Source organism: Halomarina salina (assembly GCF_023074835.1).
GTDB lineage: Archaea > Halobacteriota > Halobacteria > Halobacteriales > Haloarculaceae > Halomarina > Halomarina salina.
Window position 1 is genome coordinate 2,139,081 of sequence record NZ_JALLGW010000001.1, and the last position, 18,703, is coordinate 2,157,783.

The following is an 18,703-nucleotide window of genomic DNA, read 5'->3' on the forward strand; positions in this document are numbered from 1 at the left end:
GGTATGATATGCATCCCTTCGGTAGCGTGACGTAGCCGATGTCTCGTCGACGGACCCCCACTTCTCCCCACCATGAGCAGTAACGACAGCCGGGGCAGCCCGTACGCCCCACACACCACAGCCGAGACGGCCGCGATGCTCGACGCAGTGGGCGTCGACAGCGAGGAGGACCTGTTCGACATCCCGGACGCCGTCAGGTTCGACGGTGCGTTCGGAATCCCCGAACGGAGCGAGCGCGAGACGCGCCGCCACCTCGAGGCGATGCTCTCGCGCAACGAGAGCGTCGTCGAGTTCCTCGGTCGCGGCCACTACGACCACTACGTCCCGTCGCTGGTCGACGCGCTCTCGCTGCGCTCGGAGTTCCTCACCAGCTACACGCAGTACCAGCCCGAAGTCGCACAGGGCTTCCTCCAGGCGCTGTTCGAGTACCAGTCGATGCTCGTCGAGTTGACGGGACTCGACGTCGCCAACTGCTCGATGTACGACGCCGCGACGGCGCTGGGCGAGGCGGCGACGCTCGCCGCCCGCGTCCGGAGCGTCTCCGGGTCGGTCGTGCTCGTCCCCGAACTCCTCCACGAGCGACGCCGGAGCACGCTGGAGAACTACGTCGCCGGGACCGACCTCACCGTCGAGTCGTACCCGATGGCCGACGCGAACGCCGACATCGACGCCCTGAGCGACCGGATGGCCGACGACGTCGTGATGGTGTACGCCGAGAACCCGACCGTCCGCGGGACCGTCGAGGAGCGCCTCGCCGATATCGGTGCCCTCGCGGACGACCACGACGCGCTGTTCTGTCTCGGGACGGACGTCGTCCCGCTCGCCCTCCTGCAGGAACCCGCGAGCGTCGGCGCGGACGTGGTCGTCGGCGAGGCCGCCTCGCTCGGGATGGGCTACGCCGACGGGATGGGGATGGGGCTGTTCGCCTGCGACGAGTCGTTCCTCCGGCAGGTGCCCGGTCGCCTCGTCGGCGCGAGCGAGGACTCCGCGGGCAAGCGCGCCTACACGCTGACGCTCCAGACCCGCGAACAGCACATCCGCCGCGAGCGAGCCACGTCGAACATCTGTACGAACCAGGCGTGGGTCGCGCTCCGGACCGCCATCCACGCCGCCTCGCTCGGCCCCGACGGCCTCGTCGACCTCGCGAACGACTGCGTGACCGGTGCGCGTGACCTCGCCGACCGCGTCGACTCGATACAGGGCATCCGCGCGCCGGTCCACGACCGTCACCACGTCCGGGAGTTCGTCGCCCACACCGACCAGCCAGCGCAGGCGGTCGCGTCGGACCTCGCCGGCGAGGGGTTCGCGGTCCACGTCGTCGGCGAGCACGAGATTCAGCTCTGCACGACGGAACGGAACGAGACGAGACGAGACGCGCTGGTGGAGGCGCTGGAGGGAGTCGCATGAGCCGCGCGGGACCAGCGGTCCCGCTGGAAACCGGCGACCGTGTCGCCGGTGACGAGTATCACGAGCGAGTGAGATCACGCGAGCGACCGCAGGGAGCGAGTGTGAAACCGGAGGGTTCGGCATGAAGTACGAACAAGCGCGCTGGACCGACGACTCCGAGGAGCTGTACGAACCGCTGCTCTCGGAGAAGAACAGCCGGGAGGTCGAGGTGGAGTCGGACCTGCCCGACGACCTGACCCGCGACTCGCTCGAACTCCCCGACCTCTCGGAACCGGAACTCGCGCGCCACTACACGCGCCTGTCGCAGATGAACTACGGCGTCGAGTCGGGGCCGTTCCCGCTCGGGTCGTGCACGATGAAGTACAACCCGAAGTTCACCGACGACGTGGCCGCCCACCCGAAGGCGGCGACCCACCCCGACCGCCCCACCGCGGCGCGGCAGGGGACGCTCGAACTCAGGTATCAGTTACAGGACGTGCTCGGGCGCATCGGCGGGATGGACGCGGTGACGCTCCAGCCCCCCGCGGGTGCGGCCGGCGAGTTCACGGGTATCCTCGTCGCGAAGGCGTACCACGAGTCCCGCGGCGACGAGCGCTCTGAGGTGATCGTCCCGGACTCCGCGCACGGGACGAACTTCGCTACCGCGGCGATGGCGGGCTACGACGTGGTCGAACTGCCCGCCGACGAGGACGGCCGCGTCGACGTCGAGGCGCTGGAGGCGGCCGTGAGCGAGGAGACGGCCGCGTTGATGCTGACCAACCCCAACACGCTCGGCCTGTTCGAGCGCGACATCGAGCACATCGCCGACCTCGTCCACGACGCGGGCGGGTTGCTCTACTACGACGGTGCCAACCTGAACGCGCTGCTCGGACGCGCGCGTCCCGGCGACATGGGGTTCGACGTGATGCACTACAACGTCCACAAGACGTTCGCGACGCCCCACGGCGGCGGCGGCCCCGGCGCGGGGCCGGTCGGCGTCACCGAGGACCTCGCCGAGTTCCTCCCGGACCCGCACGTCCGCAAGACGAACGGCGGGTTCGAGGAGTACACCCCGGAGCGGTCCATCGGGACCGTCCACGGCTTCGGCGGGAACTGGCAGGTGCTCGTCCGCGCGTACGCGTACATCGCGCGACTGGGCGACGCGGGCCTCGCCGACGCCTCGGCGAAGGCCGTGCTCAACGCGAACTACCTCGCCTCGCAGATCGACTACGACATCCCGTTCGGGCCGTTCCACCACGAGTTCGTCGCGAGCGCCGACGAGGACGCCGCCGACGTGGCGAAGCGGATGCTCGACTACGGCGTCCACCCGCCGACGACGAAGTGGCCCGAGGCGGTCCCGGAGGCGCTGATGACCGAACCGACCGAGGTGGAGAACCGACGGTCGCTCGACCAGCTCGCGACCGCGTTCGACGCCGTCGCGGGCGAGGACGTCGACACCATCGAGCGCGCCCCCGAGAACACCGCCGCACGCCGCATCGACCAGGTGTCGGCCGCACGCTCGCCACGACTGTCGTGGCAGGCGCTGGACGCTGATAGCGAGTAGCGAGCGACCGCCCGTGCGCCTCTGCGGCAGCTCCCGAACGGTCGGCTGAATCCGATGCAACCGACGAAACGGTCGGAACCCGAGCGCGACGGTGTTCACTCGTTATCTCGGTCTGACCTGTACGGGGAGGTGACCATGGGGATACTCAGTCGCGTCATGGGTGGTGCGGAATCGGCACCGAAGTACCAGTGCTCGGCCTGTCGCGAGGTGTTCGAGGCGGACACCGAGGCGAACAGCGTACTCACCTGCCCGGTGTGTGGCGACCGGAACGTCAACCCGCTCTGAATCTGCTCTCCAGCCCCGTCCTCTCCAGGGTACTGCGGTGTAGCGTCGCTCCGACGGTCGTGCGTGGACGCCCACTGGCCGCAGTCAGCGCGCGCTCCGCACGTACACCTATCGGCCTCGCGTTCGTGGAGGGACCATGTTCGACGCCGACCTGGGTGCGGTCACCTTCGACTCGTACAGCACGCTCGTCGACGTCGATTCGGTCGAGCGGGCGCTCGCCGACCGTGTCGACGACCCGGAACCCGTCTCCCGACTCTGGCGGTCGCGCTCCCTGGAGTACACGATGGTCGCCAACCACACCGACAGCTACCAGCCGTTCTACGAGATGAACCGCGACGCGTTGACGTACGCGCTCGCTGTCCACGACGCCGACGTGAGCGACGAAGAGCGAGACGAGATTCTCGCCACCTACCACGAACTCGACGTGTTCGACGACGTGCGCCGGAGCATCGAACGCCTCGGCGACGCGGGCTACCCGTGCTACGTCGTCTCGAACGGCGACCCCGAGATGCTCGACTCGATGGTCGACCACGCCGACATCGGCGACCTGCTCGACGGCGTGGTGAGCGCCGACGAGGTCGAGCAGTTCAAACCCGACGCCGAACTGTACCACCACGCCGCGGAGCGAATCGGCGAACCGCCCGAGGACCTCGCCCACGTGAGCGCACTGTGGCTGGACGTGCAGGGTGCCCAGCACGCCGGACTCCAGGGCGTGTGGTTGAACCGAGACGACGACCCCTGGGAACCGTTCGGAGCGGAACCGGACCTCGAAGTAGCCTCTATCGACGGGTTCGTCGACGAACTCCTCGACTGACGTACCGGTCGCTACGCAGCCTGTGTGGGTCGAGGGGTCGATGGCCCACCTCAGGGTGTCAGTGGACCAGTCCGACGTCCCGGACGTGCCTGTCGCGGGCGGCCTCGCTCTCGAACGTTCGCTCGCACGCGACACAGACGAACTCGGCGTTCTCCGTGTGGTCGTCGCTATCTCCGGTGTGCTCCCCACCCATATTTGTGTCTACGCATCCGACGGATATAACGGCTGTCCCGTCAGTCACGTTGCCCTGAAAAAGGTTCTTGTCGGCCCGCACCTCGCACCCCTAGTGAGGACAGAATGGGAGCTACCAGCGAACGTGAGCGGCGCATCGAACTGTACGTTCGGTCGCTCGCCCCCGGCGGGACGCATCGCCAGCAAGACACCGTCGTCCGGCGTCTCGACGACCTCCTCCGAGAGAGCGCCATCGACGACTACGACGTTCGCGTCTGGGGCGACCGCATCTGTCACGCCTCGGCGAGCGCCCGGACGGCCGACGGGCGGCACGTCCAGGACCGACTCGCGCGCATCGAGCGCTGGGCCGACGAGGAAGGGCGGTCGCTCGACGGCGTCTACCGCGAGGTCCACTGCGACTCCGCCATCACCGAGGAGTCGTGGACCGAGGTCCGGTTCCCGGAGATAGCGCTCGCGGAGTTCGTCGACGACCAACTGGTCCACCTCGCTCCTTCCCACGACGAGGACGCCGACGAACTCGTCCGCGTCACCGACCGCCTCGCGGACCTCGCCGACGAGACGCCGGTCGATGTCTCAGGGACGACGGCGCGCGAGGACGAAGCGAGCGACGGCGGCGGGGACTCCCCCGACGACCAGGAGCGAAGGCGTATCGAGGCCGGGCACGTCGACCACTGACGACAGACGACAGACCGACGACACGCCGACCGCTCCGTCCGGCAGTCACTCGTCGCTGGCGTCGAGTTCTTCCTTCGCCGCCCGGAACAGGCCGTCGAGGATCTCGGGCGTCGTCGGGTGGTAGGCCCGGTCGGGGATCGCCCGAACGTCCATCCCACCTTCCACGACCACCTGCATCGTCTTCGCCATCGTGTCCGCCTGGTAGTGGAGTCCCTGATAGCCGAGGACGGTGCCGTCGGTGCCGACGACCAGTCGGGCCAGCCCCCTCGCGGCGTCCTTCGTCGCGAAGACACCGTCCTGATCGGCCTCGCGCGTGACGCTGACGTAGTCGAGACCCGCCTCCTCGGCGGCCGCTTCGGAGTGGCCGACGCGGGCGTACGGGTAGACCCCGAGTCCGGAGAAGACGACGTGGTGGTGCGTGTTGTGGTACTCGGCGAGCGACTCGCCGTCGCGGTGGCGCAGGACGTTCTCAGCGGCGACCTGCGCCTGCTCCTTGGCGACGTGGAGGATGGGTTCGCGTCCGTTGGCGTCGCCGACGACGAACACTCGCTCGTCGTCGCGGGCCTGCATCGACGGGCCGACCCACTCGTCGTCGGTGTCGATACCGCGCGCGTCCAGACCGAGGCCGTCGAGCGCCGGGCGTCGCCCGGTGAACAGGAAGAGGTCGTCGGCCTCGACCTGTCGGTCTTCGCCGTCCTGCTCGTACGTGAGTCGGACGCCGTCGTGTTCGCCGTCGGCCCCGACCGGTGCGACCGACTGCTCGTGGGCGTTCGTCAGCACCTCCACGTCGAACTCCTCGCGGTACATGTCGAGTATCTCGTCGCCGAACGGGGTGTCGGCCTCGTCGAGCGGCCGGTCGTCGTGTTCGACGACGGTGACGTCCATCCCGCCAGCCTCAGAGAGGTACGGGACCATCTCCAGGCCGATGTAGCCGAAGCCCATGACGACGGCCGAGTCGCCGAAGGAGGTGGCGTCGAGCACGTCCGCGCTGGTCAGGTACTCCACCGAGTCGAGTCCCGGCACGTCGGGGAGGTTCGCGGTGGACCCCGTCGCGACGACGACGTAGTCCGCGTCGACTCGCTCGTCGCCGACCTGGACCGAGCCGTCGTCTTCGAGCGTCGCCGTCTCGTGGTGGAAGGTGACGTTCTCCCGCTCGGCGAGCTCCTCGACCGCCGCGCGGCGGTGGGCCGCGAAGTTCGAGACGTGCTCGTCCTTCGTGGCGACGACGCGTTCGAGGTCCAGGTCGGGGACCTCGCCGGGCAGTCGGTCGTCGACGCGTGTCTGGTAGTGGTGAGCGGCGGCGGAGTAGACGTCCTTCGATGGCATACAGCCCCGGAGGATACAGAGACCGCCACCCGGGTCGCCGTTGTCCGCGAGGACGAGTTCGACGTCCGGTTCGTCGGCGAGGGCGTCAGCGACGGCGACGCCCGCGCTCCCGTAGGCTCCGATGACGACGACGCGTAGCATACGACAGTACCCGTCGGGCACCCGCTTAGCGCTTCGGCTCTCTGTAGCGGTTCCGCACACCGGAGTGCTTCGACGCTCCCCCCACGACGCCGTGAGTCCGAGCAGGGGTGAGCGGGGTGACCGAGCGGTCGCTCGTCGTCACGTGGGGGCCGTCGAAAATTCTGGAGGAAGTGGGGCGGGAACCGTCAGGCGTCCTGCTGGCTCTCGCGTTCGATGGGATAGGCGACGTCGGACTGGATCCACGCCCCGTTCCCCTCGGGGTCGTAGAGGATGACCTGTCCGTCCTCCAGTTCGAGGGCGACGCAGTCCGGTTCCGTCGTCGATTCCGTCTCCGACTCGTCGTACGTCCGTGTGCTCATTGTTGGGTTCGTTCTCCGTGGTCGTACCGTTCGACAATCGATGGCATGACATGGAGTAGCATAAGTCTTCTACACGCTTGCGAACGGCGTACACACGACCGAAATAGCTTCACACGCCGAGCTACAGGCCGGAGACAGTTCTACCGGGCCAGAGGAGTTCGGTCACGCCACGGCGACCTCTCTCGGAGAGCGTGGTCAGGAGAGCAGGTGCGTCGGTCGGTCAGTTCTCGGCTGCTGAGGTGCTGCAGTCGGCCGTTCAGGCCTGTACGTCCGCGTCGCTCTCGATACCGTCGATGCGGACGAAGCCGTAGTCGCACTCGCTACACTGCCACTTCGTCTTCTCGCCCAGGTGGACGAGCGTGCTCGCCGTCCGCCAGAACGTCTGCTCGCCACCGCAGTCGGGACAGTAGTGCTGGGTCTCGAGGCTCATAGCTCCGACTCTACCCGCCGTCCACTTCACGCTTCGCTTTCGGGGGAGCGTTGCACCGCCGTCACCAACACGCGACCGGCTATAAGTCGCTGGCCGCCGGACGGCCCGGTGTGAAGATCTACACCGGTCGTGGCGACGAGGGGATGACCGACCTGCGGAACATGGACCGCGTCTCCAAGACGGACGCCCGTATCGAGGCCTACGGGACCGTGGACGAGGCGAACGCGCTCGTCGGCGTCATCCGACCGTCGGGACACGACGACATCGACGACCACCTGCGGGCCGTCCAGAACCACCTCCACGTCGTCCAGGCGGACTTCGCCGACCCGGAGGACGACAGCGACGTTCCCCGCATCGACGAGTCCGACGTCGAGCAGCTGGAGTCGTGGATGGACGCCTACGACGAGGAACTCGACCCGCTGCAGTCGTTCATCCTCCCCAGCGGGAGCGAACCGGGGGCTAAACTCCACCACGCCCGCGCGGTGGTCCGCCGGGCCGAGCGGCGGGCGGTGGACCTGGCGAACGAGGAACCGGTCAACGCCGAGGCTATCGCGTACCTGAACCGCCTCTCGGACGCGCTGTTCGTGTTCGGTCGCGTCGTCAACAAGCGCGAAGGCGTCCCCGAGGAGTCACCGACGTACTGAGTGTCGAACGGGTCACCCGACAAGGGAATCGTTAAGTCCCGCGACCGATTTTCTGGAGGTGCGGGTTGGTGATCTAGGCCGGTTATGATACCTCCTTCACACGGAGGAAGTCGGCGGTTCAAATCCGCCCCAACCCACTTCTGATTCCTCGCACCGACGAGAGGTCACGAGGAGTCCGTGAAATCGAAATGGAATCGGAAGGATTTGAACCAGGGAGCGAGCGTAGCGAGCGACCGCGATTCACAGTCCGCTACAGCCCACTTCTGCTGGCGCACTGCGACGAACTCGTGGAAACGGACGACAGCTACGACGCGGTCGACACGGTCGTCTCGCTCGGACCTGCAGCGAGCGACTGAGTCGGGATTCCACTGAATCCTCTCGCGCTGCCGCCTCCGTCAGCCGGTCTCGTGGCTCGGCGTCCCACCACGATATCGAGGACACTCTGGTTTGATATAGCGACAGTCACTACATCGACACACTGTCCGCTGGTCGATTTCCCCTCGCCCTTGCTCCTTTCCGCCGTTTGAAACCGGGTCTCCCCGTTGATTCTGTAGATGGTCGCGTTCTCGGGTCGGCTCCGGTCCATCTGGCGGCAGACGTTCGACCTGGGCTGGCCCATCGCCGTTCAGCAGACGCTCACGACGCTGATGCGGACGGTGGACATCGTCGTCACCGGGCTGTTCTCACCAGCCGCGGTGGCCGCCATCGGGCTCGCCGACCTCTACGCCCAGTTCCCGCTCCGCATCGGACTCGGGTTCGGTGCCGGTGCCATCGCGCTCTCCAGTCAGGATACGGGCCGTGGGGCGGCGGCGACGCGTGACCGGGCGGTGACGCAGGCACTGGTCCTGGGGGCGCTCTGTGGCGTCCCGCTCGTCGCGGTCGGACTCCTGTTCAGCGAGACGCTGATTCGACTGCTGGGCGCGGACCCGGGGGTGGTTCGACTCGGGGGTGCGTACCTGCTCCTCGTGTTCGCCGCAGCGCCGTTCCGTATCGTCGGACTGGTCGGCGCCCGCTCGTTGCAGGGTGCGGGAGACACACGTACGCCGATGCTCGTCAACGGCGGTACGAACCTCCTCAACGTCGGGTTGACGGTGGCGCTGGGGCTGGGTGTCGGCGTCGCGCCACGACTCGGCATCGTCGGCGTTGGAATCGCCACGGCGGTCAGCCGACTGGTCGAGTCCGGAGCGATACTGAGCGCGATGGTGAGCGACCGGACGTCAGTCTCGCTCGCTCGGCCCCGTGACCTCGCGATAACCCGGCAACTGGTGGCCGTGAGCGTGCCGACGTTCGCCGAGGGGATGAGCAACTCGCTGGCGAACTTCCCGTTCAACGCGTTGCTCGTGACGTTCGGTACCGAGGTCGCCGCGGCGTACCACATCGGACGCCGAATCTACCAGCAGCTCAGCGGGCCACTGTACCGCTCATTCAGTACCGTCACGAGCATCGTCGTCGGGCAGCGGTTGGGCGACGGCGACCCCGAGGAGGCCCGGTTCGCCGCGACGGCGATCCTCGGACTCAGCGTCGTCGCCCTGACCACCGCCGGTGGCGTCCTGGTCTTCGGTGCCGGGCCGCTGGCATCGGTGTTCACCGACGACGCAGCCACGCTCGCGTACGCGGTGGAGTTCACTCGGGTGTTCGGCGTCTCGATGGTCTTCTTCGGCGTCTTCTTCCCGCTCTCCGGTGCACTGCGCGGGGCGGGAGAGACGCGAATCCCGTTCTACGCTCGGCTGCTCGGGTCGTTCGCGTTCATGGTCGGCCTCTCGTACCTCCTCGGCGTGACGCTGGGGTACGGCCTCCAGGGAATCTACGTCGGACTGGCGCTCTCGTACGCCTGCTGGGCGGTCGTCGTCAGCGTCGGCTTCGTCTGGGGCGACTGGGCGGAGACGGCCGCGTCCATGATGGCCGAGCGAGCGGAGCGGGAGTCGGCGGTTCAGCAGTGAGCGCGTGGCCGAAGCCATCGACTGTCGTGAAGAGGCCATAAACACCGTTTTCAGCACCCCTACCGAGTTATCCGCCGTTTCGTGTCTGATGCCGATGTAGCGTCCGACGCTATACAGAACCCGAACGCACTGTCCCGCAGCGACGTGGCCCGAAGCGACCGACCGCTCGTCGGTGACGGCGTTCGAGAGGACAGACCGCGAGGTGAGGGGCCAGGGCTGGTGTCTGCGTGATCGTGCGGTCCCCCGCTCAGAGGTTCGACCGCGACGCCCCACCGTCCACCATCACCGCCTCGCCGGTGATGAACGAGGCCCGGTCAGAACAGAGGAAGGCGACGACGTTACCGAACTCGCCGGGATCGCCGAGTTCGCCGGTCGGGATGTCATCGGCCCAGGCCGCTTTCCCGGCCTCGTAGGAGTCGTACTCGCCGCGCTCGACGCCCTGTTCGACGAGGTCGACCATCCGGTCGGTCTCGTGGGACCCCGGCATGACGGCGTTGACGCGAACGTCCGGTGCGAGTTCGCGCGAGAGGGTCTTCTCCAGTCCGACGACGCTCATGCGAACCGAGTTCGAGAGCACGAGGCCGTCGATGGCCTCCTTGACGCTCTTGGACGTCGAGGTGACGATGCTGCCGCCGCCGTCGCGGAGGTGTGGAATCGCCTCCCGGACGAGGCGGACCGTGCTCATCACGAGCAGGTCGTACGCCTCGTACCACTCCTCGTCGGTCGTCTCCTCGAACGACTTGCTCGGAGGACCGCCCGCGTTCGTCACGAGGTGGTCGAGGTCGCCGAACTCCTCGACCGCCCGCTGGACCAGGCCCTCTGCCTCCGCCTTCTCCGTGAGGTCCGCGGCGTGGCCGACGACCTCACCGTCCGCCACCTCGCGGATGTCCGCGACGGCGGCGTCGAGTCGGTCCTCGTCCCTCCCGTTGACGACGACGTCCGCGCCCTCGCGTGCCAGCGCCGTCGCGGCCGCCTTTCCGAGGCCACTACTCGATGCCGCCACGACCGCCGCGTCGCCCGAGAGTCCGAGATTCATATGTTGGCCTCTCGGCAGTCCACATTAAATCGTTCCCACCGGCACCGTCGATCGACGGCTCGACCAGCACCTGACCGCCTCGAATCGCTGACGCAGACGGAGTGGTCGCGTCGAATCGCTACGCCCTGCCCGCGCTACTACCGAACGTCTCGATGTCGTCGAAAAGAGTCTCGAAGCGGTCGACGCTGTGAGCGCGTGATTACCGTCTGAACCGGGCGAACAGGGTCGCTGCGACGAGAGCGACCAGGGCAGCGACGACGCCGAATCCGGGGCCACTGCCGCCGGAGTCGTCGGTAGTGCTGCCGCCACTGACGACGGCATCGCTACCGTTCGTCGAGTTGTTCACCGGGGCTGCGGGTCCAGCGGCCACCTCGGTGCCACCGTCGGTGGTCTCGACGACGGTGACCTCCTCGGTCGTCGTCTCACCGGCGGAGTCGGTGGTGGTCGCGCCGTCGGTCGACGGTGCTGGCGTGTCGGTCGGAGCGGTCGTGGTGGTGTCCGAGGACTCGTCGATACCGCCGTCGTCGGCGGTGTCGTCCGAGCTATCGTCGTCTCCAGTGCTCGCGCCGTCGGAGTCACTCGACGTGTCGGAGTCGGTGTCGTCCGAGTCGCTCGACGTGTCGGAGCCATCCGAACCGTCGTCCGTCGCGTCGTCGCCGCTCGAATCGGAGTCGTCGGTCGAGTCCGAGGTGTCGTCGGAGTCGCCCTGGTCGGAGCTACTCTGGTCCGAGTCCGGGGAGCCGATGGTCTCGTCCGGGGTCTCTGTCGAGTCGTCGGACTCGTCGGTCGTGTCGTCGGTCCCGCTATCGTCCGTCGAATCGGACGTGTCGTCCGAGGACCCGGAATCGTCGGAGTCGCCCTGGTCGGAGTCCGGTGCTTCCGTCGTGTCGTCGGGCGAATCGGTCTCGTCGGGCGTCTCGGTGCTTTCGTCCGGGGTCTCGGTGTCGTCGGGTGCTTCGGTCGTGTCGTCAGGGGTTTCGGTGCTTTCGTCCGGGGACTCCGTCGTCTCGGTGTCGTCGGGCGTCTCGGTGTCCTGTGTCGGTGCCTCCGAGTCGACTGAGAGCGAGTAGTCGCTGTACCCGGTGATGCCGCCGGTCACCAGGACGTAGTACTCACCGTCCTCGGGTGCGGTCACCGAGAGGTCCTCGGGGTCACAGAACGTGCCGGGGGTACAGCGTGCGCTGGATTCGGCGAGGACGTTCCCGCCGTCGTCGAGCACCTGCAGGGTGAACGCGTTCGTGATGACGCTCGGTTTGTCGATGCTCGCGGCGATGGTCGACCCTTCGGCGGCGGAGACGACGTAGTAGTCGTCGTCGCCCTCACCGAGGACGGCGTCGGCCGACCCGGACGAGAGCGACGTCGCCGCTCCGGGGTCGTCGTTCGACTCGTACTGGTCGGGGGAGGCGACGTTGACCGTGAAGTCGTAGTCTTCGGGGTCGTCGCTGGGTCGGTCACCGCTGTAGGTGAACTCGACGCGGTACTCTCCGCTCTCGGGGGCCTGTCCCCCGACGAGCACCGTCTCCACGTAGCCGTCGGCGGAGTCGATGGCGTCACCCGAGGGGCCGTAGAGCGTCGCCTCGACGGTGTCCGGACTCCCGACCTGGAAGTCCGTACGGATGTAGTCGCCCTGCTCGGCGTCGAAGGTGAACGCGTCCGTCGAGTCACTCGTGTCGAGTGTCTCGGTGTACTCCGTACCGGTCTCGACGGGGCGCGGGTCGCCGTCGCCGTCCTGCCCCGACTGCTGGGAGGGCGACTGGAAGTCCGTCGTCAGCGAGTAGTCGTTGAACCCGGTGATGCCACCGGTCACGTGGACGTAGTACTCGCCGTCCTCGGGCGCAGTCGCCGAGAGGTCGGCGGGACCGCAAGTCGTGCCGGGGGTACAGCGCGCGCTGGACTCCGCGAGGACGTTCCCGTCGCCGTCGAGTATCTCGAGCGCGAATCCGTTGGTGATGACGTTCGGTTTGTCGATGCTCGCGGCGATGGTCGCGCCCTCGGCGGCCGAGATGGCGTAGTAGTCGTCGTCGCTACCGCCGAGCGTGGCGTCGACCGTACCGGGCTCCGAGAGGCCCGCGGCACTGTCGATCCCGTCGTTGGATTCGTAGCTATCCGGGGCCGAGCGCTGGACGGAGAAGGTGTACTCCAGCGGGTCGCTACTCGGCCGCGTCCCGCTGTAGGTGAACTCGACGCTGTACTGACCGTCCTCGGGGGCCTGGCCCCCGAGCAACACCGTATCCGGACCGCCCGCTGCCGAGTCGAGTTCGGCTCCGGACGGACCGTAGAGTGTCGCGCCGGTCACGTCGGGGGTCCCTGCGAGGAAGTCGACGCGGACGTAGTCACCCTGTTCGACGTCGAACGTGAACACGTCTATCGAGTCGTCGACGTCGAGCGTGTCGGTGACCTCGGACCCGAGTTCGACGCTCTGTGGGTCCTCGTCGCCGGACTCCTGGAGGGTGGGACTCGCGGCGACGCTGGCAGCACCGACCGCACTCCCGGTGACCACGACGAGAGCGAAGACGAGGGCAGCGATGCGGGGAAGGGCAGTACGTACGCGGGGACTGTCCGGCCTGTCGGCCGGTCTCCTTGAACGCATAGTCGCGGGTTCATTACCAAACCGTATATATGTTGACAAAAAATCATATTATAAAGAGTTTCACGAGTGTATGTATGTGTCCCACTCGAACCAGAGCGTGGCCGTTCCGTCGGACGGTTAGCGAGGTTCGTTCCACTCCCGATTCTACGTCGGAGAACTGACCCGGTGACGTTTCAGATTTCACTCACGTTACGACGATGCGGGCAGTGAGGGAGGAGGATTCGTCGGGTGCGACGAGGTTCGCTACGACTCGTCGTGACTCCGACCGCCCCACACGGCCTTCTCGGGGGTGCGGACGCGCGCGTCCCGGGTCACCGTCAGCTGGCACGAGAGACGGGGGTAGCCGAAACGGGCGGCGAGGCGGTCGTGCCAATGTTCGGGCGCACGGGGTGTCAGCAGTCGCACGCCACAGGTCGCACACAGCCCGCGCCCGCCGCAGTTCGCCCGTTCGGTGAGTGCGGTGTACGGCGAGATACCGGCGTTGAGCAACGCTTTTCGGAGATTCGTGCCGGGGGGAACCGACAGCACGGACGTCCCCTCGCCGTGTTCGACGGTGAGTTCCACCCGCTCCGGGTCGTCGTCCTCGGCTCCCTCCTCCCCCACGCCGGACTCGTCGGTCGCCATCGGTCACGGTACGTGCCGCGGACGGGTATCCGTTCGCCGAGTGGAGCGGTTCGGCAGTGCCGACCGGACGGCATTTCCTCGGACGGGTCGAACCACCAGGTGATGACCGACGAGCGTGACGACGGCCGGGTCGTGGTCGCGACGACCGACGCACAGCGAGCGGACGCACTCGCCGTCCGCCGGGCCGTCTTCGTCGAGGAGCAGGACGTCCCCGAGTCCCTCGAACTGGACGACCACGACGAGGACCCGACGACCGACCACCTGGTCGCGTACGACGGCGACGACGCAGTCGGGGCGGCGCGACTTCGCCCCTACGACGAGGGGTCGTCGTCGGAGTCGGTCGGGAAGGTACAGCGGGTCGCCGTGGTGGCCGACCGCCGGGGCGAGGATTGGGGACGGCGGCTGATGACCAGCGTCGAGGAACTCGCCCGCGAGCGCGGATACGAACGGCTCGTCCTCGACGTGCAGACCCACGCTCGGGGGTTCTACGAAGCCCTTGGCTACGTCGTGGTGGACGAGACGGAGTTCCTCGACGCCGGGATACCCCACGTCGGGATGGAGAAACGACTGCAGTCGTGAGTACGGGCGCGGTGGCCCGCGCCGACTCAGCGCTCGGTGCGGATGCGGTACTCGTCGCGGGCCGACTGGAGCGCGGCCGCGAAGATGGCGAGGTAGTCGACGAGGTCGAGGTCGTCGAACCGCCCGCCGACGCCGCTCCCGCTCGACGTCTTCACCTCGAGGCTCTTGTCGCTCGACGACTCGTCGTCATCGTCGTCCGAGTCCTTCGTCGACACGGTGTCGATGCCTCGCTCGTCGTCCTCGTCGACGCGCTCGACGGAACTCGACGACTCCCCGTCGGACGACCCGCCTCGGCCGCGCAGTTTGAGCACGACGAAGAGGACGGCGAGTACGCCCAGCGCCGCGGCGACGCGCTTGATCTTCCCGCCGCCGGCTTCGACCTCCTCGATGTCGACTTCTTCGGCGATGTCTGAATCGGACATTGTCGAGTGGGAATTTCGCCAGCCGCGTATTTAGTCACTGAACTGCCGGAGATATTGACCTCATGTGGTCGCCGTTCGACCGGTTCAGGTGCGTTCGTGGAGGACGACCTCGACGGGGTCGCGGGGGTGCATCGTCAGCGACGGCCGGAGGTCGAGGTCGGCGTCCGACGCGAGTTCCGGCGAGAAGCGACGGAGCGCGATGCTCAGGATGATCTTCGCCTCGACGAGCGAGAACTGGCGGCCGATACACGAGCGCGGTCCCGCGCCGAACGGGAAGTACGCGTAGGGGTGGCGCTGCCGGACGCGCTCTGGCGTCCAACGGTCGGGGTCGAATCGCTCCGGCTCCTCCCAGTAGTCGGGGTGGCGGTGGAGCACCCACTGGGGGACCATCAGCAGCGAGTCCGCGGGGACGCGGTAGCCGCTCAGTCGCACGTCCACGTTCGGCTGGCGGAACATCGTGTACACGGGCGGCAGCACCCGCATCGTCTCCTTCAGCACGCGTTCGGTGTACTCCAGTTCCCGGAGGTCGGTCATCCCCGGCCGCTCGCCGGGGTCGAGGACGGCGTCGACCTCCTCGTGGAGGCGCTCCAGCACTTCGGGGTGCTGTCCGATCTGGTGGAACGCGTAGGTGAGCGTCAGCGCCGTCGTGTCGTGGCCCGCCAGCAGCATCGTCATCATCTCGTTGCGGACCTGCTCGCTCGTCTGGTCGCCGGCGGCCTCCGCGCGGAGCAGGCGCGAGAGGAAGTCCTCCGCGTCCGTGTCCACGCCGCGGCGTCTGTCCACGAGGTCCGCGACGATGCCCTCCAGCGTCTCCAGCGCCTCGCTGTACTTCTGGTTCCCGCGAGTGGGCACCCACTGGGGCGTCAGGAAGCGGATGGGGTCGGGTTCGAACCGCTCGCCCAGCGGTTCGAGGTTGTCCTGTACCTCGTACACCGTCTCCTCGTCGGGGTCGACGCCGAACATCGCGTTGACGATGACGTCCACGGTCAGCCTCGCCAGCGGTAGCTGGACGTCGAACGGCTCACCGACCGGGAACTGGTCGAGGGCGCGTTCGGTCTTCTCTCCCATCGTGTCGACCAGTCCGGCGATGCGACCCATGTTGAACGCAGGCTGGGCGATGGCGCGCTGCTGTTCCCAGTAGTCGCCCGTGCTCAGGAGCAGGCCGTCGCCGAGCAGTCCGGTGAGGGCGTCGTCCTGGAAGTCGGCCTTCCGGAACTCGGCCTCGTCGTTCATCAGCACCGTCTCCACGTCGTCGGGGTTCATCACGACGTACGTGTCCAGCGGCCCGAGCTGGAATTTCGCGATGTCGCGGTACGCCCGCCGGACGGCGTCCATGAACCGGAACGGGTCGCGGGCGTAGTCGAACGTGCTGCCGACGACCGGCGGTTCGGGCGGTCCGGGGGGCTGCTGGCGCATGAAATAGGTAGGGGCTGGCGTTCGATAAGGGTTGGTTCTATCGGCGTTCGGTCGTGTGGTTTCGGGAACGACGGTGATTCCGCCTTCGTCACTCGTCGTCGGTCGGTCGTCACTTTCGAGATGGGTCTCGTCGACGTGGACGAAGCGTTCCGGCGAGTACAGGGGTCAGCGATGTCGAGAGGATGGTAACGCTCGACCGACGGCCTCGGCTCGGGAGAAGAACTGCGGGGTGGCTCGGGTTCTTACAGCAGGTCTTCGACGTTGTCGGCGACCTCCTCGGGGGTGTCGCCGACGGGGACGCCCGCGTCCTGCAGTGCCGAAATCTTCGACTCCGCGGTACCGGTCCCGCTGCCGGAGACGATAGCGCCCGCGTGGCCCATGCGCTTTCCGGGCGGCGCGGTGCGGCCCGCGATGAAGCCCGCGACGGGCGTGTCCATGTGCTCGCCGATGAACGCGGCGGCCTCCTCCTCGTCCTCGCCGCCGATCTCGCCGCACATCACGACCGCGTCGGTGTCGGGGTCGGACTCGAACAGGTCCAGCGCGCCGACGAAGTCCGTCCCGATGATGGGGTCGCCGCCGATGCCGACCGCGGTGGTCTGGCCGATGCCACGCTGGGTGAGGCTGTCGACGACCTGGTAGGTGAGGGTGCCCGACCGGGAGACGAGACCGACGTTCCCCGACGAGAAGATGTTGCCCGGCAGGATGCCGAGTTTCGCCTCGCCCGGCGTGATGAGGCCGGGACAGTTGGGACCGACGAGGTGCGTGTCGGTCTCCGAGAGGCGCTTGTAGACGCGCGCCATGTCCTGCTGGGGGACGCCCTCGGTGATGGCCACGACGAGGTCGAGGTCCGTGTCGAGCGCCTCGAACATCGCGTCGCCCGCGAACGCGGGCGGGACGAACACGACGCTCGCGTCGGCGTCCTCCTCCTCGACGGCCTGCGAGACGGTGTCGTAGACGGGGATGCCCTCGACCTCGTCACCGCCCTTGCCGGGGACCGCACCCGCGACCACGTTCGTGCCGTAGTCGACCATCTGCTGGGTGTGGAACTTCCCCTCGCCACCCGTGATGCCCTGTACCACTACGCGCGTGTCGTCGTCGACTAGTATGCTCATTGGCTCGCCTCCGTGTCCGCGTACTCGACGGCACGCTGGACGGCGTCCTCCAGCGTCCCCTCGACCGTCACGAGGTCGGTGTTCAGAATCTCCATCCCCTCCTCGGCGTTCGTCCCCGCGAGGCGGACGACGACCGGTTTGGGAATCTCGTCGAACGATTCGAGCGCCTCGTTGATACCCTTCGCCACCTCGTCACCGCGGGTGATGCCGCCGAAGATGTTGAACACGACGCTGTCGACGTTCTCGTCGGAGAACACCATGTCCAGCGCGTTCGAGACGCGTTCCGCCTTCGCGCCCCCGCCGATGTCGAGGAAGTTGGCGGGCGACCCGCCGTAGTGGTCGACGAGGTCCAGCGTCGTCATGACGAGGCCCGCGCCGTTGCCGATGATGCCGACGTTGCCCGAGAGGCGGACGTAGTCGAAGCCGTACTCGTCGGCCTTCGCCTCCAGGTCGTCCCCCGCGACGCCGCCCTCCTCCTCCATCTCCTGGAGGTCCGAGTGGCGGAACAGCGCGTCGTCGTCGATGTTCATCACGGCGTCCGCGCAGACGACCTCGCGGTCGCTCGTGATCATGACCGGGTTGACCTCGATGTCGGTCGAGTCCTTCTCGTCCCAGAGGTCGTACAGCGTCGTCAGGACGTTCGCGACGTCCATCGCCACGTCACGCTCGACGCCCGCGTCGTAGACCGCCTTGCGGGCCTGGAACGGGTGCATCCCGAACGACGGGTCGACGTGGACCCGCGAGATGGCCTCCGGCGTCTCCTCGGCGACCGACTCGATGTCGACACCACCCTTCGTGGAGACCATCGCGACGGGCTTGCCCTCCCCGCGGTCCATCGTGACGCCGACGTACAGTTCGTTGACGAAGTCGACGGCCGCCTCGACGAGCACCCGGTCGACGTGCAGTCCCTTCAGGTCCATCCCGAGGATGTTGTCGGCCGCCTCGCGGGCCTCCTCCTCGTCCTCGACGAGTTCGATGCCGCCCGCCTTGCCACGCCCCCCGACCTGTACCTGGGCCTTGATGGCGACCGGGTAGCCGACCCGCTCGGCGGCCTCGACGACCTCGTCGACGCTCGCGGCGAGTTCCGAATCGGGTACCGGAAGCCCCGCGTCGGCGAAGACCTGCTTCGCCTGATACTCGTGGAGTTTCATCGCCTGTAGCCGCGTCC

Annotated in this window: 19 protein-coding genes and 1 tRNA gene; 9 read left to right on the top strand and 11 right to left on the bottom strand. The window is 67.7% G+C overall.

Features of this window, described 5'->3' with window-relative positions; translation table 11 throughout:
- Positions 1-72 precede the first annotated feature (72 nt).
- The 4 genes from gcvPA (at position 73) to MX571_RS10900 (ending at position 4,049) form a co-directional block, all read left to right on the top strand.
- Positions 73-1,407: an aminomethyl-transferring glycine dehydrogenase subunit GcvPA gene (gene gcvPA, locus MX571_RS10885; protein WP_247416539.1), complete on the top strand. Its 1,335-nt coding sequence runs from the start codon at positions 73-75 to the stop codon at positions 1,405-1,407.
- A gap of 121 nt (positions 1,408-1,528) precedes the next feature.
- The gene (gcvPB, locus tag MX571_RS10890) at positions 1,529-2,950 is read left to right on the top strand and encodes an aminomethyl-transferring glycine dehydrogenase subunit GcvPB (protein WP_247416542.1); all 1,422 of its coding nucleotides are present in this window, start codon (positions 1,529-1,531) and stop codon (positions 2,948-2,950) included.
- 135 nt (positions 2,951-3,085) lie between these two features.
- The gene (locus MX571_RS10895; protein WP_247416546.1) at positions 3,086-3,235 is read left to right on the top strand and encodes a hypothetical protein; all 150 of its coding nucleotides are present in this window, start codon (positions 3,086-3,088) and stop codon (positions 3,233-3,235) included.
- A gap of 136 nt (positions 3,236-3,371) precedes the next feature.
- On the top strand, positions 3,372-4,049 hold the full coding sequence (locus tag MX571_RS10900) for a haloacid dehalogenase type II (protein WP_247416548.1): 678 nt from the start codon (positions 3,372-3,374) through the stop codon (positions 4,047-4,049).
- 58 nt (positions 4,050-4,107) lie between these two features.
- Here the strand turns inward: MX571_RS10900 and MX571_RS10905 are convergent, their stop codons facing one another.
- Positions 4,108-4,242 (bottom strand): C2H2-type zinc finger protein, encoded by a 135-nt coding sequence (locus MX571_RS10905; protein ID WP_247416550.1) that lies wholly within the window; start codon positions 4,240-4,242, stop codon positions 4,108-4,110.
- Positions 4,243-4,346: 104 nt separating this feature from the next.
- Between MX571_RS10905 and MX571_RS10910 the strand changes: the two genes are divergently transcribed.
- Positions 4,347-4,916 (top strand): HTH domain-containing protein, encoded by a 570-nt coding sequence (locus MX571_RS10910; RefSeq protein WP_247416554.1) that lies wholly within the window; start codon positions 4,347-4,349, stop codon positions 4,914-4,916.
- Between the two features lie 45 nt (positions 4,917-4,961).
- Here MX571_RS10910 and MX571_RS10915 read toward each other — a convergent pair whose 3' ends face one another.
- The 3 genes from MX571_RS10915 to MX571_RS10925 all read right to left on the bottom strand — a co-directional run bounded on the left by MX571_RS10915 (position 4,962) and on the right by MX571_RS10925 (position 7,172).
- Positions 4,962-6,383 (bottom strand): dihydrolipoyl dehydrogenase family protein, encoded by a 1,422-nt coding sequence (locus MX571_RS10915; protein ID WP_247416556.1) that lies wholly within the window; start codon positions 6,381-6,383, stop codon positions 4,962-4,964.
- Between the two features lie 185 nt (positions 6,384-6,568).
- Positions 6,569-6,742, bottom strand: coding sequence for a DUF7331 family protein (locus MX571_RS10920; RefSeq protein WP_247416559.1), 174 nt, complete (start codon positions 6,740-6,742; stop codon positions 6,569-6,571).
- Between the two features lie 256 nt (positions 6,743-6,998).
- Complete coding sequence (locus tag MX571_RS10925; RefSeq protein WP_247416561.1) at positions 6,999-7,172, bottom strand: DUF7838 family putative zinc beta-ribbon protein; 174 nt, start codon at positions 7,170-7,172, stop codon at positions 6,999-7,001.
- Between the two features lie 110 nt (positions 7,173-7,282).
- On the opposite strand from MX571_RS10925, the gene MX571_RS10930 reads away from it, so the two are divergent.
- The 3 genes from MX571_RS10930 to MX571_RS10940 all read left to right on the top strand — a co-directional run bounded on the left by MX571_RS10930 (position 7,283) and on the right by MX571_RS10940 (position 9,756).
- Positions 7,283-7,816, top strand: coding sequence for a cob(I)yrinic acid a,c-diamide adenosyltransferase (locus MX571_RS10930; RefSeq protein ID WP_247416563.1), 534 nt, complete (start codon positions 7,283-7,285; stop codon positions 7,814-7,816).
- A 62-nt stretch (positions 7,817-7,878) separates the two neighbouring features.
- A tRNA-Val gene (locus tag MX571_RS10935) sits at positions 7,879-7,953 on the top strand.
- 417 nt (positions 7,954-8,370) lie between these two features.
- Positions 8,371-9,756, top strand: coding sequence for an MATE family efflux transporter (locus MX571_RS10940; protein ID WP_247416565.1), 1,386 nt, complete (start codon positions 8,371-8,373; stop codon positions 9,754-9,756).
- 247 nt (positions 9,757-10,003) lie between these two features.
- Here the strand turns inward: MX571_RS10940 and MX571_RS10945 are convergent, their stop codons facing one another.
- The 3 genes from MX571_RS10945 to MX571_RS10955 form a co-directional block, all read right to left on the bottom strand.
- Positions 10,004-10,792 (bottom strand): SDR family oxidoreductase, encoded by a 789-nt coding sequence (locus MX571_RS10945; protein ID WP_247416567.1) that lies wholly within the window; start codon positions 10,790-10,792, stop codon positions 10,004-10,006.
- Positions 10,793-10,991: 199 nt separating this feature from the next.
- Complete coding sequence (locus MX571_RS10950; RefSeq protein ID WP_247416569.1) at positions 10,992-13,382, bottom strand: PPC domain-containing protein; 2,391 nt, start codon at positions 13,380-13,382, stop codon at positions 10,992-10,994.
- 243 nt (positions 13,383-13,625) lie between these two features.
- A complete protein-coding gene (locus tag MX571_RS10955) occupies positions 13,626-14,006 on the bottom strand; it encodes a 2Fe-2S iron-sulfur cluster-binding protein (protein WP_247416570.1) in 381 nt (126 codons plus the stop codon).
- 102 nt (positions 14,007-14,108) lie between these two features.
- Between MX571_RS10955 and MX571_RS10960 the strand changes: the two genes are divergently transcribed.
- Positions 14,109-14,585: a GNAT family N-acetyltransferase gene (locus MX571_RS10960; protein WP_247416572.1), complete on the top strand. Its 477-nt coding sequence runs from the start codon at positions 14,109-14,111 to the stop codon at positions 14,583-14,585.
- A gap of 26 nt (positions 14,586-14,611) precedes the next feature.
- Here the strand turns inward: MX571_RS10960 and MX571_RS10965 are convergent, their stop codons facing one another.
- The 4 genes from MX571_RS10965 to sucC all read right to left on the bottom strand — a co-directional run bounded on the left by MX571_RS10965 (position 14,612) and on the right by sucC (position 18,686).
- On the bottom strand, positions 14,612-15,007 hold the full coding sequence (locus MX571_RS10965) for a hypothetical protein (RefSeq protein WP_247416574.1): 396 nt from the start codon (positions 15,005-15,007) through the stop codon (positions 14,612-14,614).
- 84 nt (positions 15,008-15,091) lie between these two features.
- Complete coding sequence (locus MX571_RS10970) at positions 15,092-16,423, bottom strand: cytochrome P450 (RefSeq protein ID WP_247416576.1); 1,332 nt, start codon at positions 16,421-16,423, stop codon at positions 15,092-15,094.
- Positions 16,424-16,665: 242 nt separating this feature from the next.
- The gene (sucD, locus tag MX571_RS10975) at positions 16,666-17,535 is read right to left on the bottom strand and encodes a succinate--CoA ligase subunit alpha (RefSeq protein WP_247416578.1); all 870 of its coding nucleotides are present in this window, start codon (positions 17,533-17,535) and stop codon (positions 16,666-16,668) included.
- On the bottom strand, positions 17,532-18,686 hold the full coding sequence (sucC, locus tag MX571_RS10980) for an ADP-forming succinate--CoA ligase subunit beta (protein WP_247416580.1): 1,155 nt from the start codon (positions 18,684-18,686) through the stop codon (positions 17,532-17,534). The genes sucD and sucC overlap by 4 nt, the downstream gene beginning before the upstream one ends.
- Positions 18,687-18,703: the final 17 nt, after the last annotated feature.

What these genes read in the sequence shown, in the direction of transcription:
- MX571_RS10945 (WP_247416567.1), bottom strand. Translation starts at nt 10,792, where the DNA reads ATGAATCTCGGACTCTCGGGCGACGCGGCGGTCGTGGCGGCATCGAGT.
- MX571_RS10965 (WP_247416574.1), bottom strand. Translation starts at nt 15,007, where the DNA reads ATGTCCGATTCAGACATCGCCGAAGAAGTCGACATCGAGGAGGTCGAA.
- gcvPA (WP_247416539.1), top strand. Translation starts at nt 73, where the DNA reads ATGAGCAGTAACGACAGCCGGGGCAGCCCGTACGCCCCACACACCACA.
- MX571_RS10925 (WP_247416561.1), bottom strand. Translation starts at nt 7,172, where the DNA reads ATGAGCCTCGAGACCCAGCACTACTGTCCCGACTGCGGTGGCGAGCAG.
- MX571_RS10915 (WP_247416556.1), bottom strand. Translation starts at nt 6,383, where the DNA reads ATGCTACGCGTCGTCGTCATCGGAGCCTACGGGAGCGCGGGCGTCGCC.
- MX571_RS10940 (WP_247416565.1), top strand. Translation starts at nt 8,371, where the DNA reads ATGGTCGCGTTCTCGGGTCGGCTCCGGTCCATCTGGCGGCAGACGTTC.
- MX571_RS10955 (WP_247416570.1), bottom strand. Translation starts at nt 14,006, where the DNA reads ATGGCGACCGACGAGTCCGGCGTGGGGGAGGAGGGAGCCGAGGACGAC.
- MX571_RS10910 (WP_247416554.1), top strand. Translation starts at nt 4,347, where the DNA reads ATGGGAGCTACCAGCGAACGTGAGCGGCGCATCGAACTGTACGTTCGG.
- MX571_RS10950 (WP_247416569.1), bottom strand. Translation starts at nt 13,382, where the DNA reads ATGCGTTCAAGGAGACCGGCCGACAGGCCGGACAGTCCCCGCGTACGT.
- MX571_RS10895 (WP_247416546.1), top strand. Translation starts at nt 3,086, where the DNA reads ATGGGGATACTCAGTCGCGTCATGGGTGGTGCGGAATCGGCACCGAAG.
- MX571_RS10900 (WP_247416548.1), top strand. Translation starts at nt 3,372, where the DNA reads ATGTTCGACGCCGACCTGGGTGCGGTCACCTTCGACTCGTACAGCACG.
- MX571_RS10970 (WP_247416576.1), bottom strand. Translation starts at nt 16,423, where the DNA reads ATGCGCCAGCAGCCCCCCGGACCGCCCGAACCGCCGGTCGTCGGCAGC.
- MX571_RS10960 (WP_247416572.1), top strand. Translation starts at nt 14,109, where the DNA reads ATGACCGACGAGCGTGACGACGGCCGGGTCGTGGTCGCGACGACCGAC.
- sucD (WP_247416578.1), bottom strand. Translation starts at nt 17,535, where the DNA reads ATGAGCATACTAGTCGACGACGACACGCGCGTAGTGGTACAGGGCATC.
- MX571_RS10905 (WP_247416550.1), bottom strand. Translation starts at nt 4,242, where the DNA reads ATGGGTGGGGAGCACACCGGAGATAGCGACGACCACACGGAGAACGCC.
- MX571_RS10920 (WP_247416559.1), bottom strand. Translation starts at nt 6,742, where the DNA reads ATGAGCACACGGACGTACGACGAGTCGGAGACGGAATCGACGACGGAA.
- gcvPB (WP_247416542.1), top strand. Translation starts at nt 1,529, where the DNA reads ATGAAGTACGAACAAGCGCGCTGGACCGACGACTCCGAGGAGCTGTAC.
- sucC (WP_247416580.1), bottom strand. Translation starts at nt 18,686, where the DNA reads ATGAAACTCCACGAGTATCAGGCGAAGCAGGTCTTCGCCGACGCGGGG.